The organism is Micromonospora pallida (genome assembly GCF_900090325.1).
GTDB classification, from domain to species: domain Bacteria; phylum Actinomycetota; class Actinomycetes; order Mycobacteriales; family Micromonosporaceae; genus Micromonospora; species Micromonospora pallida.
Genome location: NZ_FMHW01000003.1, coordinates 20,402 through 33,656, shown reverse-complemented (window position 1 = coordinate 33,656; position 13,255 = coordinate 20,402). Strand labels below are relative to the sequence as shown.

General features: G+C 72.8%; 18 protein-coding genes. All 18 read left to right on the top strand.

What is annotated here, in order from left to right; all coding sequences use genetic code 11:
- The first annotated feature begins 22 nt into the window (after positions 1-22).
- The 18 genes from GA0074692_RS33120 to GA0074692_RS33035 all read left to right on the top strand — a co-directional run bounded on the left by GA0074692_RS33120 (position 23) and on the right by GA0074692_RS33035 (position 13,222).
- A complete protein-coding gene (locus tag GA0074692_RS33120; RefSeq protein WP_091654630.1) occupies positions 23-1,378 on the top strand; it encodes a hypothetical protein in 1,356 nt (451 codons plus the stop codon).
- Complete coding sequence (locus GA0074692_RS33115; RefSeq protein WP_091654627.1) at positions 1,375-2,262, top strand: hypothetical protein; 888 nt, start codon at positions 1,375-1,377, stop codon at positions 2,260-2,262. The genes GA0074692_RS33120 and GA0074692_RS33115 overlap by 4 nt, the downstream gene beginning before the upstream one ends.
- Complete coding sequence (locus GA0074692_RS33110; protein WP_141725491.1) at positions 2,259-2,738, top strand: hypothetical protein; 480 nt, start codon at positions 2,259-2,261, stop codon at positions 2,736-2,738. Before GA0074692_RS33115 ends, GA0074692_RS33110 begins: the two co-directional genes overlap by 4 nt.
- The gene (locus GA0074692_RS33105) at positions 2,731-3,108 is read left to right on the top strand and encodes a DUF6221 family protein (protein WP_091654623.1); all 378 of its coding nucleotides are present in this window, start codon (positions 2,731-2,733) and stop codon (positions 3,106-3,108) included. Before GA0074692_RS33110 ends, GA0074692_RS33105 begins: the two co-directional genes overlap by 8 nt.
- 557 nt (positions 3,109-3,665) lie before the next feature.
- Positions 3,666-4,163 carry a helix-turn-helix domain-containing protein gene (locus GA0074692_RS33100; RefSeq protein WP_245730838.1) on the top strand — a complete coding sequence of 166 codons (498 nt, stop codon included), beginning with the start codon at positions 3,666-3,668 and terminating at the stop codon, positions 4,161-4,163.
- Positions 4,126-5,796: a terminase gene (locus GA0074692_RS33095; RefSeq protein ID WP_141725490.1), complete on the top strand. Its 1,671-nt coding sequence runs from the start codon at positions 4,126-4,128 to the stop codon at positions 5,794-5,796. Before GA0074692_RS33100 ends, GA0074692_RS33095 begins: the two co-directional genes overlap by 38 nt.
- A gap of 14 nt (positions 5,797-5,810) precedes the next feature.
- Positions 5,811-6,005, top strand: coding sequence for a hypothetical protein (locus GA0074692_RS33090; protein ID WP_245730837.1), 195 nt, complete (start codon positions 5,811-5,813; stop codon positions 6,003-6,005).
- Positions 6,002-7,165, top strand: coding sequence for a phage portal protein (locus tag GA0074692_RS33085; RefSeq protein WP_091654613.1), 1,164 nt, complete (start codon positions 6,002-6,004; stop codon positions 7,163-7,165). Before GA0074692_RS33090 ends, GA0074692_RS33085 begins: the two co-directional genes overlap by 4 nt.
- Positions 7,162-7,839, top strand: coding sequence for an HK97 family phage prohead protease (locus GA0074692_RS33080; protein WP_091654611.1), 678 nt, complete (start codon positions 7,162-7,164; stop codon positions 7,837-7,839). Before GA0074692_RS33085 ends, GA0074692_RS33080 begins: the two co-directional genes overlap by 4 nt.
- 151 nt (positions 7,840-7,990) lie before the next feature.
- Positions 7,991-9,379 carry a phage major capsid protein gene (locus GA0074692_RS33075; RefSeq protein WP_091654609.1) on the top strand — a complete coding sequence of 463 codons (1,389 nt, stop codon included), beginning with the start codon at positions 7,991-7,993 and terminating at the stop codon, positions 9,377-9,379.
- 83 nt (positions 9,380-9,462) lie between these two features.
- Positions 9,463-9,711, top strand: a complete 249-nt coding sequence (locus tag GA0074692_RS33070; protein ID WP_091654607.1) for a hypothetical protein — start codon at positions 9,463-9,465, stop codon at positions 9,709-9,711.
- 22 nt (positions 9,712-9,733) lie between these two features.
- Entirely contained in the window at positions 9,734-10,324 is a 591-nt protein-coding gene (locus tag GA0074692_RS33065) for a head-tail connector protein (RefSeq protein ID WP_091654604.1), read from the top strand.
- A gap of 18 nt (positions 10,325-10,342) precedes the next feature.
- Positions 10,343-10,678 (top strand): hypothetical protein, encoded by a 336-nt coding sequence (locus GA0074692_RS33060; RefSeq protein WP_091654602.1) that lies wholly within the window; start codon positions 10,343-10,345, stop codon positions 10,676-10,678.
- 2 nt (positions 10,679-10,680) lie between these two features.
- The gene (locus tag GA0074692_RS33055) at positions 10,681-11,103 is read left to right on the top strand and encodes a hypothetical protein (protein ID WP_091654599.1); all 423 of its coding nucleotides are present in this window, start codon (positions 10,681-10,683) and stop codon (positions 11,101-11,103) included.
- Between the two features lies 1 nt (position 11,104).
- Positions 11,105-11,854 (top strand): hypothetical protein, encoded by a 750-nt coding sequence (locus tag GA0074692_RS33050; protein ID WP_218106826.1) that lies wholly within the window; start codon positions 11,105-11,107, stop codon positions 11,852-11,854.
- Positions 11,855-11,879: 25 nt separating this feature from the next.
- Positions 11,880-12,290 carry a phage tail protein gene (locus GA0074692_RS33045; protein ID WP_091654597.1) on the top strand — a complete coding sequence of 137 codons (411 nt, stop codon included), beginning with the start codon at positions 11,880-11,882 and terminating at the stop codon, positions 12,288-12,290.
- A gap of 3 nt (positions 12,291-12,293) precedes the next feature.
- The gene (locus GA0074692_RS33040) at positions 12,294-12,791 is read left to right on the top strand and encodes a hypothetical protein (protein ID WP_091654595.1); all 498 of its coding nucleotides are present in this window, start codon (positions 12,294-12,296) and stop codon (positions 12,789-12,791) included.
- Positions 12,791-13,222: a hypothetical protein gene (locus GA0074692_RS33035; RefSeq protein ID WP_091654592.1), complete on the top strand. Its 432-nt coding sequence runs from the start codon at positions 12,791-12,793 to the stop codon at positions 13,220-13,222. Before GA0074692_RS33040 ends, GA0074692_RS33035 begins: the two co-directional genes overlap by 1 nt.
- Positions 13,223-13,255 lie beyond the last annotated feature (33 nt).

The following is a 13,255-nucleotide window of genomic DNA, read 5'->3' as shown; positions in this document are numbered from 1 at the left end:
ACTGAGCGGGAGGGGGTGTGACGTGCCCTGGCTGAAGGTGTCCGACAACGCCGCCTTTCACCAGGTCGTCACCGGCCCGCTGACCGAGGATCTCCGACCCGAGGACACCCTTGACCCCGCCGACCTGGTGAACCTCGCGTTCGGGCTGGTGATGCGCTGCGCCACCCACGCCGCCGGCTACGTCACCGACTACCTGGTGACCGACGGCGTGGTGGCGCTCATGGGCGGCCCGAACTGGCGCGCACGGGCCGAGATGGCCGAGCGCGCCGGCTACTGGCGGCGCGTTGACGGCGGCTGGGTGATCCTCGACGACCCGGAACACTTCGTCCACATCAGGTTGAAGGCCGAACTCGACTGGGAGCGCCAGCGCAAGCGCGACAACAGCGACACCGCGCTGATCATCCCGGTACGCCTACGCGACGGCGACGCGTGCCGGTACTGCGGCGTGATCGTCAACTGGCGGGCCCGTAAGGGCGGCCGCGGTGGAACGTACGACCACCGCGTCCCCGGCCAGGCCGCAGCCGGCCCCGACGACCTGCTGGTGGCCTGCCAGACCTGCAACGGCTTCCGGTCCAACCACCCGGACGCCGACCAGCGCCGACCGGCCCGGCCGGCCCCGGCGCAGCCCTTCTACGGCAGCGACACCGTGGCCCTGCTCGCCAAGCACGGCTACACGGTGCCGCTGACCGCCGGACGACCCGGCTACCCGCCGGAGCCCGCCCCCGCCGGCGACCCGGCCACCGGCCGGACCACCGCCGCCCCGGCGAGCCCGCCGCCAGCGGCCGGCCGTCCCCAGCGCGACCCGGCCGCCAGCCGGAACCCGCGCCCGACCACCGCGCGACCCGGCCGCCAGCCGGAACCCGCGCCCGCCGGCGACCCGGCCACCGCCCCGGCGAGCCCGCCGCCAGCGGCCGGCCGCCCTCAGCGCGACCCGGCCGCCAGCCGGAACCCGCGCCCGACCACCGCGCGACCCGGCCGCCAGCCGGAACCCGCGCCCACCCGCGACCCGGCCACCACCCGGGCCACGCCGCACCCCACGGCCCCGGCGCACCCACCGCCGACGGCCACCCCGCGCGACCCGGCACCCGGCCGGAACCCGCGCCAGCACCCCGGCCAGCCCGGCCGCACCCGACGCGACCCCGCCGCCAACGGGAACCCGCGCGCACCCGCACCACCCCGCCAAGATCAACAGCGGCGGCGACTTGCAGATCCGGCAGATCACCGGCATCCGGAATCTGGATCCCCGGGTCGGGACGGGTCGGGACGGGAGTCCCCTACCTCTACCCCGACGTACCGCAGGGTCCGCCGACGAGCACGCCGCAGTGACCCTCCATCTCCGTCTCGACTCGAGCACCAGCCACGCACGGAGCACCCATGACCAGAGCACCCGCCAGTCTGCCCACGAAGGCCCGTCCCCAAGACACGGACCGGCAAGATGCCCTGGATACCGCCGCCCGCCACGCTCACCGGCTCGTCCGCGCCTACGGGTGGCTGCACGTCCTGACCGAGCCCGGCCGCGACCCCCGCCCGGCCCCGCCGCTGCTCACCGACGACCAGCGGCGAACCGCGTCGGTCCGCGCGGCCGCCGAGGCCACCGACCGGGTCGCCACGCTGCGCGCCGGGTTGTCGGCCGCGCCGGCCGGCGCCGTGCCGCTGCGGCTCGACCTGGTGGCCACCCGGCTGGCCACCGTCCGCGCCGTCGCCGGCCTGGCAGCCCGCCTCGCCGTCGCCGGCGTCGTCCCGTTCGGCGAGCCAGTCACCGAGCAGAACTTGACGTACGTCGTCGACTGGATCGCCGGCGACGGCGGCCCCCGCAGCTGGGCAGCACCGGCGGCCGGGCCCGCGTACCGCCGCGGCGTCCTGGCCGACGTCGACGACGCCCGCCTGGTCGACCAGGCGGCCACCGCGCTGCGCGGGGCGGCCGAGCGGGCCCGCCAGGCCGCCGGCATCGTGGAGGAGGCCATCGCCCCGTACCCCAACCAGCCGTGCCCGGCGTGCCGCCGCCGGTCCCTCCAGATCGACGCCACCCTCCCGGCCGAGCGGTACTGGACCGTCCGCTGCATCTCCGCCGCGTGCCGGTGTACCGGCCCGGGATGCCCGTGCGATCAGCCGGTCCGGATCGAGGGCCGAGGGCACGTCTGGGCATACGCCGACCTGCCGCGCCTGGCCCTGGCCCAGCAGCGGATCCGCCTGACCCACCCGGTCCGGTCCGCCGCCACCGGCCACGGCGGGTGGCCCAACCGGCGGCGGGGCGACCGGTGAGGCGCGTCCTGGGCGACGGGCTGACCATGGTCACCCTCGACGAGCTACAGGCGCAGCTGGGCATGTGGGTCAACGACGAGGCACTGCGGAAGTGGCACACCCGACACGGCCTCCACCGCGTCAAGCTGGACGGCGTGTGGTGGTACCACCTGGAAGGCGCAATCGAGGCCGACTACCTCACCGACGGCCGGGGCCGGCCGCGCGGCAACCGAAGGGACATGGAGATGGGCACCACGCACCAGGCGAAGGTGAGCAAGGCCGAGGTAGTCATCACTGACACCGATGGCACCACGTGGACCTTCAAGCTGGCCCCGGACGGGGACGAACCCGTGGACCTGGCGGTCGCCGTCGACCGGGAGGCCGTGGAGCAGGCACCGTCGCAGGGCTGGCGCGTCTTCGAGGCCGGGCCCGCCGAGGCGTCGGTGCGGCTGCGGGGCCGGCTGATGATGGCGAGTAGGGAGGTGACTCGTGGATGACCTGGTGACCTGGATTCGCCAGCAGCTCGACGACGACGAGCGGCTGGCGAGGGCGGCGTATCAGCCGAACTGGCGCTGGTACACCGAGGACAAGGTAGTAGTCACCAAGCAGGACGACGCTGGCGAGTGCGAGCAGTGGATACCGGTAGGCACCCGGTCGGATGGCGCACACATGGCACGCCACGACCCGGCCCGGGTGCTGGCCGAGGTCGACGCCAAGCGGCGGCTGCTGACGCAATTCGAGCTGCGCGGTAACTCCGTCCGCGGCATCGTCCAGCCGTCAACCGGTGGCGTCTGGGACGACCTGCTGCGCATGCTCGCGCTGCCGTACGCCGACCGGTCCGGCTACCGGTCGGAGTGGCGGCCGTGATCCTTGAGTGGGCCGGTGATCATCCGGTGCGGTACATTGTCCGGCAGTTGCAGTACCCGTAGTCTGCCCAGCTTCCCGAACGCCCCGTGGCCCACGCCCGGGGCGTTCGTCGTGTCCGGGGAGGAACCTCCCGGTGAGCCGGCATACCGAGGACAGCCAGGCGTATCGCCGGCTGCGTCTCCAGTTCCTGGAGGACCACCCGGTGTGTTGGATCTGCCGGCATGGTGGGGCCAACCAGATCGACCACGCGATCCCGAGGTCCAAGCGGCGTGGTCGGTTGGAGACGTGGAACTGGCGGCCGTCGCATGGTCCGCCTGGTGGCTGCCCGACGTGTCGGCAGCACTGCAACCAGGTGCGGGGCGTGGGCGACCCGGATCCGCCGGCGTGGGTGACGTCACCGGCCTGGTGATCCCACCTGGACGAAACGTTTGCGCAGGTCAGAGCGGTAACGCCGTGGCTTTTTAGGGGCGGGGTGGCTGTCGGCCCCTCGCCGAGGTGAGCAAAAAATCTCTCCCGGGAACGGGGGGAGGGGCCGCATGGACCGTCAGGAACCCCAGGTGAGCGAGCCGATCAGCGCCGAGATCACCGCGCAAATCCTCGCCGCGCGGCGTGCACAGGGCACCACCCGCGAGGAGGTGGCGGCCGCCGCCCGCCGAGCCGGTGCGCCGGAGTCGTTCACCACCGCGGCGTACCGCAACGTCGAGTCCGGCCGCCGCGCCGTCGACGTCGACGAGCTGCTCTGGCTCGCTGCCGCGCTCGAGGTGCCGGTCCGACAACTGCTCGGCGCGCACCGGGACCGGTTCGGGGCGGACGTGGCCACGCCGCCGGAGTGCGGGCCGGTGGAGGACGCAACCCGCCAGGCCGTGCAGGAGCTCGGCGACCTCGACGGCCGGGAAGCCCCTCTCGCGGCGGCCGCGTACCGGCTGGCGCGGCAGCTTGACGACGGCGCGGGAATGGCCACGGCGGCGGTGTCCAAGGAGCTGAGAGCGACGCTCGCGGACATCTGGGAGGGCCAGGGTGCAGAGGACGAAGACGAGGAGTACGGCCCGTCCTGACCCGTACGAGCCGTACCCGGTGCGGCTGTGGCCGGGGATGTCGCGGGCGGAGATCTACGCCGCGTACGGGCTTACCTGCCCGCCCCGGATCGGCACGCTGAGGGACCCGTCCCGGAAGACCTACGGCACGTCGATCGCGCGGATCTCCGCCCAGCTGGGCATGCCGATGATGCCAGCGCAGCGGTATTCCGTTGACGTCGCACTGGAGGTCGACCCGGGCACCCAGGCGCTGGCGTACCGGGACGTGACGCTGCTGAAGCCGCGCCAGTCCGGCAAGACGTCCATCGTGCTCGGGGTGAAGTCGCACCGTGCGCTGGCGTTCACCAAGGAGGCGAAGCGGCACGCCCCGCAGCAGGTCGGCCGACAGCGGATCCTCTACGCGGCGCAGAAACGCCAGGACGCCCGAGAGAAGCTGATCGACGACCACCTGCCGATCCTGGAGCGCTCGCCGCTGGCCAGCCGGTTCCGTGTCCGGCTGCGTGGCGGCTTGGAGGCGCTGCTGTGGGACACCGGCGCGATCGACGGCATCACCGCCAACACCGAGGACGCCGCGCACGGCAAGACGTTGGACCTGGGTGTGGAGGACGAGTTCTTCCACGCCGAGGACTCCCGCCTGGAGCAGGCGTTCAGCCCGGCGATGTTGACCCGGTGGTCCCCGCAGCACTGGCGGGTGAGCACGGAGGGAACCGAGAAGAGCACGTACCTGGCCGCCAAGGTCGAGTTGGGCCGACAGGTAGCCGAGTCCGGGCAGCAGCACACGATCTGCTACCTCGAGTGGTCGAACCTGGACGACCCGCACGATGACCCGCAGACGTGGCTGAGCTGCATGCCGGCGTTGTGTCCGATTGAGGGCGGGCCGTGCGTGTGTGGCGTCGACGAGCACGGTCGGCAGTGGTGGCGGCACACGGTCACCGTGGAGACGATCCGCGCCGAACTGGCGAAGGCCACCACCGTGGAGGACTTCGAGCGCGCCTACCTCAACCGTCGGCGCGGCTCGAAACCCCCGGCGGATCCGAACATGCCGCCGCTGGCGCGGTGGAACGAGTTGGTCGACCCGCTCGGCGACGAGCTGCGGCCGGATCCGGACCGGCCCCTGGCGATGGGTATCGAGGCGGACTGGCAGGGCACCCAGGCCGCGATCGTGGCCGCGTGGATCGGCGCCGACGAGCGCCGGTACCTGCGGGTCATCGAGTACCGGCCGGGCATCGACTGGGTGCCCGGCCGGGCCCGGGACCTGAACGAGACGTGGAAGCCGGTCGGGTGGGGCGTCGACGTCGGCGGCGGTCCGGCGAAGCAGCTCAAGGACCCGCTGGCCGAGAACGGCCTGGTGCTGCCCAGCGGAGAGCCGGAGCGCGGGCAGATCGCCTCTCCGACGGTCCAGGACGCCGCCGCGTACACCGCCGTCCTGCTCAACCGGGTTCGGGTCGGCACGTTGCGGCACGCCGGTCAGGACTCGCTGACCAAGGCGTGGAAGGTGGCCCGCACCAAACCGGTCGGGGACTCGTTCGTGCTCGACCGCAAGGCCGGCAACATCGTCACGCTCAACGCGGCCCGGCAGGCGTTGTACGCGCTGGAGACGCGCAAGCACCTGGCCGTCGATGACGACTACGACGTGGCGGATTCCTTCGGATGACGGGTGGTGATCGCGTGCACGAGGTGGTGACCACCGTCCTGGACGTGCTGGGGCTGCTGCTGCTCGCGGCCGGCGTGGCCGCCACGGTGGCGAGTCTGCTCGGCGCGGGCCCGGGGCTGATCGTGGCCGCCGTGGTGGTGCTGGTCGGATCGTGGCGGGCGGACCGGTCGGCCCCGCGTCGCCGTCGTGCCGGGGGTGATACCCGGTGAGCCTGTGGAGGCGGGCCGCGTCGATCACCAGCCCGCAGGACCTGATCGGCGAGCGGCGCGCGGCGCGGACGAACACCACGGCGGTGACGAACGACTCGGCGATGCGGCACAGCGCCGTGTGGGCGTGTCTGCGGCTGCGCGCGGACCTGCTCTCGACCATGCCGGTGGACGTGTACCGGCGGGTGCAGGGTGTGCAGGTGGAGGTGCCGAAACCGCCGGTGCTGGTCAACCCTGGCGGTGAGCGGGTCGACATCCAGGAGTGGCTGTACTCCAGCCAGGTCGACCTGGACCGGGCGGGCAACTGCTTCGGGCTGGTCACCGAGCGGACCGCGCTGGGTCTGCCGGCGCGGATCGACCTGGTGGCGCTCTCCGACGTCGTGGTCCGGGCGAAGGGCTCGACGATCACGGAGATCCGGATCGCCGGCACGCCGTACACCGGGGACCGGCTGGCCGACGTGTGGCACGAGAAGCAGTTCACGGTGGCCGGGCTGCCGCTCGGGTTGTCACCGGTGGCGTACGCGGCGCTGTCGTTGCAGGAGTCCGCGTCCGCGCAGCGGTTCGCGGTGGACTGGTTCGGCGGGTCCGCCATCCCGATGGCGGAGCTGGTCAACACCGCCAAGACGATCAACAAGACCGAGGCGCAGATCGCCAAGGACCACTACCGGGCGGCGGTGACGTCCGGGGACCTGTTCGTGCACGGCAAGGACTGGGAGTACAAGCCGATCCAGACCGTGGCCAACGACACGCAGTTCCTGGAGTCCCGGCAGTTCGGCCTGACGGACATCTCCCGGTTCTTCGGCTGCCCGGCCGACCTGATCGACGCGGCCGTGTCCACCGGCAGCATCACCTACGCGACGATCACCCAGCGGAACCTCCAGTTCCTCATCATGAACCTGGGTCCGGCCGTGACCCGTCGGGAAACCGCGCTCGGGCGGCTGGTGCCCGGCACCCGGTACGTGAAGCTCAACCGCAGCGCGCTGCTGGCGATGGACCCGCAGGCCCGCGCCGAGACGATCAAGACCCGCCTGGACTCCCGCCAACTGACGCCGTCGGAAGGCCGGGCCCTGGACGATCGGCCCCCGCTGACCGACGCCGACCTGGCGGAGTTCGCGGCGGTCTACGGAGCACCCCGCACGCAGCCGACGGAGGCGAAGTCATGACCACGACGATGACCCGCGCGGCTGCGGCCGCCGCCCGCGCCCAGCAGGTGCGGCAGCGCGCGGACCGGCCGTCCCAGCGGCGCTGCGCCGAGGAGAGCGGATCCCGGGCGGTGGTCCGGGCCGCGCTCGCCGGCGTGCAGCTGCGCGCCGCCGCCGGCGACGGCGGTTCCCTCGAGTTCACCGGGCACGCCTCGGTGACGGAGCGGGCGTACGAGATGTGGGACTGGTACGGCCCCTACTCGGAGGTCATCTCCGCCGGGGCGTTCGACACCACCCTGTCCCGTACGGACCTGGACGTGCCGCTGGTGCTCGGTCACGACCAGCTGCGCCGCATCGCCCGGACCACCACCGGCACCCTGGACCTGACGGTCGACGACGTCGGCCTGGCCGTGGCGGCCCGCCTGGACCCGGCCGACGTCGACGTGGCGTACATCGCGCCGAAGCTGCGCGCCCAGCTCGTCGACGAGATGTCCTTCGCGTTCCGGATCGAGGCTGGCACCTGGTCGCCGGACTACACGGAGTACCGCATCGACCGCGTCGACCTGCACCGTGGCGACGTCGCGATCGTCGGGTACGGCGCGAACCCCTCCACCGACGCCGCCCTGCGCCAGCCGGCCCGGCCGGTGTCGTCGCGGGCCCGCGCGCTGCTGGAGCTCGCGCTCGCCGGCGGCTGACCGCCGCCCCTTCCTCTTCCCGGCCGGCATCCCGCCGTCCGGGTATCCCGCCCTGCTCTGCCTCGCACGAGCCCACCCGGCGCCACGGCCTCGGGTGGCCGTCTGACCTGGACGGGCGTCCCCGATCACTCACCACCCAAGGAGGACGAGCATGACGCTCGCCGAGATGATCGCGCAGGCGCAGGAGCAGCTGCGTACCGCGATCACCGCCCGCCAGGGCGCGCAGGACGCGCTGATGGCGCTGCGGTCCGACCCCAACCTGACCGAGGAGGCCGTCACCGAGCGCCGCCAGGCCCGCGACGCGGCCGACGCGGAGGTGACCCGCCGCCAGGAGGCCCTGGCCGAGCTGGAGGAGGAGCAGCGCCGGGAGGAGGAGGTCGCCGCCCTGTCCGCGCGGACGTCCCCGACCGGCACCCGCGCGCCGGCGTACGACCGGGTCGCCCGGGTCGGCGCCGAGGAGCGCACCTACCGGCCCGACACCGACCGGCGCGGCGCCGGATTCCAGGCGGACGTGGTCGCCCAGTTCATGGGCGACTTCGAGGCCCGTACCCGGCTGGAGCGGCACATGGCCGAGGAACGCGCCGAGCGCGGCGACCAGATCCGCGCGGTGGGTACCGGCGCGTTCGGTGGCCTGGTGGTGCCGCAGTACCTGACCGACATGTACGCCCCGGCGGTGGCGGCGAACCGGCCGTTCGCCGACGCGATCCGCCACCACGACCTGCCGGCGCAGGGCATGGTCGTCAACATCTCCCGCATCACCACGTCGTCGAGCGTCGACAACCAGTCGGCGGAGAACGCCGCCGTGGCCGAGCAGGACATGGACGACACCGTGCTGCAGATTCCGGTGCAGACCGCCGGCGGCCGGCAGAGCATCTCCCGGCAGGCCGTCGAGCGCGGTGCCGGCGTCGAGCAGGTGGTGCTCGACGACCTGTACCGGCGGTACGCGACGAACCTCGACGGCAAGCTGCTCAACCAGGCGTCCACCGGTCTGTCGGCGGTGGCCACCACCGTGGCCTACACCGACGCGTCCCCGACCGTCGCCGAGCTGTACCCGAAGGTCATCGAGGGCCTGTCCGGCGTCGAGGCCGCGCTGCTGGACCAGGCGTCCGGCGACAACCTCGCGGTCATGCACTCCCGTCGCTGGTACTGGATGCAGAACGCCATGGGCGCGTCCTACCCGATGATCACCCAGCCGGGCATCGTGGCGCAGACCCTCGGCGCGAACTACGCCACCGCCTACGGCCGCGGCGTGCGCGGCATCCTGCCCAACGGAACCCCCGTGATCGTGGACAACAACATCGCCACGAACCTCGGGGCGGGCACCAACGAGGACGAGATCTACCTCGGCGACCGCAACGAGTTCCACCTCTGGGAAGACCCGAACGCGCCGATGTACATCCGCGCCGAGCAGCCCAAGGCCGAGAACCTCGCCGTGGTGCTCGTGCTGTACGGCTACTACGCCTACACCCACGCCCGGTACCCGCACGCCCGCAAGATCGCCGGCACCGGCCTGGTCACGCCGACCTTCACCGGCGCCTGACCCTGACCCGCCTCACGGCCCGCCGACCGCCCAGGCCGGCGGGCCGTACCCATGCCCGAACCAACCCACTGGGAGGTACCGCCATGAGCGGCAGCGACAACGACAAGAAGATCAACGACCCGAACCCTGACGGCATGATCGCCGCGCTGGTCGACGAGCGGGCCGGCCTGTCCCGGGCGGCGGGGGCCGCCACCGACGACGCGAAGAAGAAGCGCTACACCGACCGCATCAGCCAGGTCGACGAGCAGCTCAAGCTGCGTGGCCGCAACGCCAAGGGTGAGCCGCTGCGGGCGCCGTCCGGCCGGCAGGTCCCGCCGCAGCAGACCACCTGACCAGCCCCCGGGGAGAGCGACCGTGGCGAGCACCCTGTACGCGACCCTGCCGGAGCTGAAGGCAGCCCGGAAGATCACCGCCGAGGACGACGACCAGGCGCTCACCCAGGCGCTGACCGCCGCGTGCCGGCAGATCGACCGTAAGACCGGCCGGCCGCCCGGGGCGTTCGCGCTCGACGACAACGCCACCGCCCGGACGTTCGGGGTGGTCGGGCGGACCACCGTCGACGGGCTGCTGCTCGTCGACGACATCGGCGACATCGCCGACCTGGTCGTGGAATCCGGGACCGGCAGCGCGTGGTCGCCGGTCACCGGCTACGACACCGGCCCGGACAACGCGCTGGCCACCGGTCAGCCGATCACCACGCTGATCGCCCCGCCGGGCGGCTACTGGGCCGGGCCCCGGGTCCGGGTCACCGCCCGGTGGGGCTGGCCGGCGGTGCCCGACGAGATCAGCCGTGCCGCGCTGCTGCTGGCCAACCGGCTCTACATGCGCAAGGACAGCCCCGGCGGGGTGGTCGGCTCCGCCGAGTGGGGCGCGGTGCGGCTGTCCCGCTGGGACCCCGACGTGGAAGAGCTGGTCGGACCGTACGTCCTGCCCGGCTTCGCCTGACCCGAGAGGAGGGCCGCTGTGCCCACCGTCGAACAGATCATCACCGGCCTGAACGAGCAGCGGGCCGAGCACCTCGCGGCCGGCCGGTACGCCGAGGTGCAGCGCGTCGACCAGGAGCTGATCGCCTACCAGACTCTGCTGCGGCTGTTCACCGAACGCGACGCCCACCGGGCCGCCGGCGAACAGGACGCCCTGGTCGCGGTCGAGCAGCAGATCTCCTACTGGGTCCGCCAGGTCGACCTCGTCGACGTCGACCAGGAGCACGCCGACGCCGACGTCGACGCGCCGGCCCCGGTGGCCGTCGACCAGCCGGCCGGCACCGGAACGCGGCGGCCGCCGAAGCGGGCGGAGTAGCCGTGGACCTGGAGCTGGTGACCACCCGCCTGGCCGAGCTGCTCGCCGGCGTCGACGGGATTCTGCGCGCCGACGCGTTCGTGCCCGACTCCGTCTCCGTGCCGCACGCGTACGTCACCGAGCTGACCCTCGACTACGACCAGACCTACGGCGGGCTGGATCTCCTCACGGCCGGGTGCCGGGTGCTGGTGTCCCGCGCCGACGACAAGGCCGGCCAGGCGCTGCTCAAGAAGTTCATGAAGCGGTCGGGCCCGACGTCGGTCAAGTACGGCATCGAGGGCGACCCGGGCGTCCCGCAGACCCTCGGCGGGGCCTGCCACGACCTGCACGTGACCCGCGTCCAGGGCCACCGCGCCTACCAGGTCGGCACCGACTGGTTCTACGGGGCGGAGTGGACCGTCCGGATCGTCGGAGAGGAGGACTGACGTGGCCGACATCCTCAAGAACGTGCGGTTCTTCGCCGGCGCGGCGGACATGACCGGCCAGGCCAACAAGGTCGAGATCAGTCCCGAGGCGGAAGAGAAGGACGTCACCACGTTCGGGTCCTACGACCCGGCCACCGACCGGGTGTGGAAGCAGGTCGTAGCCGGCCTGAAGTCCAGCAAGGGCAACGCGTCCGGGTTCTGGCAGGCCGGCGACCCGGGCCTGGTGGACGACGCGGCGTGGGCGGCGCTGGGCGGCATGTCCGCGTGGACGATCTGCCCGCGCGGCGCGGCCGTCGGGGATCCCGCCTACGTGACCCGGGCTCTCCAGGGCAGTTACCAGCTGCTCGGCGCGCCCGGTGACATCGCCCCGTGGTCGGCCGCCTGGTCGTCGTCGTACCCGGTCGGCCGGGGTGTGGTGCTGCACCCGCCGGGGACCGCCCGCACCGCCACCGGCAACGGCGCGGCCGTGCAACTGCCGGCGCTGCCGGCCGGCGGGGAACTGGTCGCCACGCTGCACGTGCTGTCGATCGCCGGCACCGCCACGCCGTCGGTGACGGTGACGATCCAGTCGGACGACGCGGCCGGCATGGCCACGCCCACCGACCGCCTGACCTTCACCGCGGCGACCGTCGCCGGCGGGCAAACGCTGCGCCTGGCCGGCCCGATCACCGACACCTACTACCGGGCGACCTGGACGGTGTCCGGGACCACCCCGAGTTTCCTGTTCGTCGTCGCGCTCGGCCTGGCCTGAGCCTCACAGATAGGAGTCACCCGCCATGCCGATCATGGTGCTCAAGGCCGCGTACGTGGCGCTCAACGGATCCGACCGCTCGGCCAACACCAGCAAGGCGGAGTTGAGCATGGAGGTGGAGGAGAAGGATGTCACGACCTTCGCGTCCAACGGCTGGAAGGAGGTGGCCGGCGGTCTGGCGTCCGGCGGGCTGGCGGTCACCTTCAAGAACGACCTCGCGGCGGCCGCGCTCGACAGCGTGATGTGGCCCCTGTTCGGCACGGTCGTGCCGTTCGAGGTGCGCGCGTCCAACGCCGTGGTGGGCACGTCGAACCCGAAGTACACCGGCAGCATCCTGATCAAGAACTGGACGCCGATCGCCGGTGCGCCCGGCGACGTCAACGAGGCGTCCTACACGTGGCCGACGTCCGGGCCGGTCACCCGCGCGACGGCCTGACCGGTGGACGCCGTCGTCATCGAGCCCGACCACCGGACTTTCACCCGCGTGGCGCGGGCCCTCGAGGAGGAGGCGTCCGACACCGAGTGGCGTACCGACCTGGCCGGTGCGCTGCACGCCGCTCTGGAGCCCGGCGTGACGGCGGTACGTGGCGCGCTGATGAGCATGGCCACCGGCGGGGTGGAGCACGCCGGTGAGCCGCTGCGCCAGGCGGTGGCCGCTGGCGTCGAGTCGATGGTTCGGCTCGACGGCCGCCGCGCCGGCGCGCGGATCCGCGCCCGCAAGACCCCCGACGTCCGGGGATTCGCCAGCGCTCCGAAGCGGCTCAACGCCCGGCGCGGCTGGCGGCACCCGGTCGGCGGCAACTACGACGTCTGGGTCACCCAGGTCGGCCGGCCCGGCTGGTTCGACGACACCCTACGGCCGCTGCGTCCGCGTCTGCGGGCGGCGGCCGCCCGCGTCCTGGACGACCGGGCGCGACGCATCTCACGGAGGTCCTGATGTACCTGGTTTACGCGCCGGAGGGCGGCGAAGAGCAGCGGTGGGAGTACAAGCCCGGCCGGCTGCGCGTGATGGAGATGGAGGCCATCGACCGGCACACCGGCCTGGCGTACGGCAGTGACTTCAAGGTGGCGCTCCTCAAGGGCCAGACCAGCGCACGGCGGGCGTTGCTGTGGACGTTCCTGCGCCGCCAGCACCCGACCCTGAAGTACAGCGACGTCGACTTCTACGACGACGAGCTGCGGCTGGAGCGCACCAAGAGCGAGGTGGAGGCCGCGATCACCGAGCTGGAGAACGTGCCAGACGGGGACCTCTCCCCGGAGGACCGGATGGCGGCGCTGATGGTGCTGCGTCAGCAGCTGGCCAAGGCCCCGGAGGACCCCCCGGGAAAAGCGGAAGCCTCGCCGAGCGGCGACACGACTACGCCGTAGACATCGCCGCGCTGCTGCACATTCCTCCGTCCG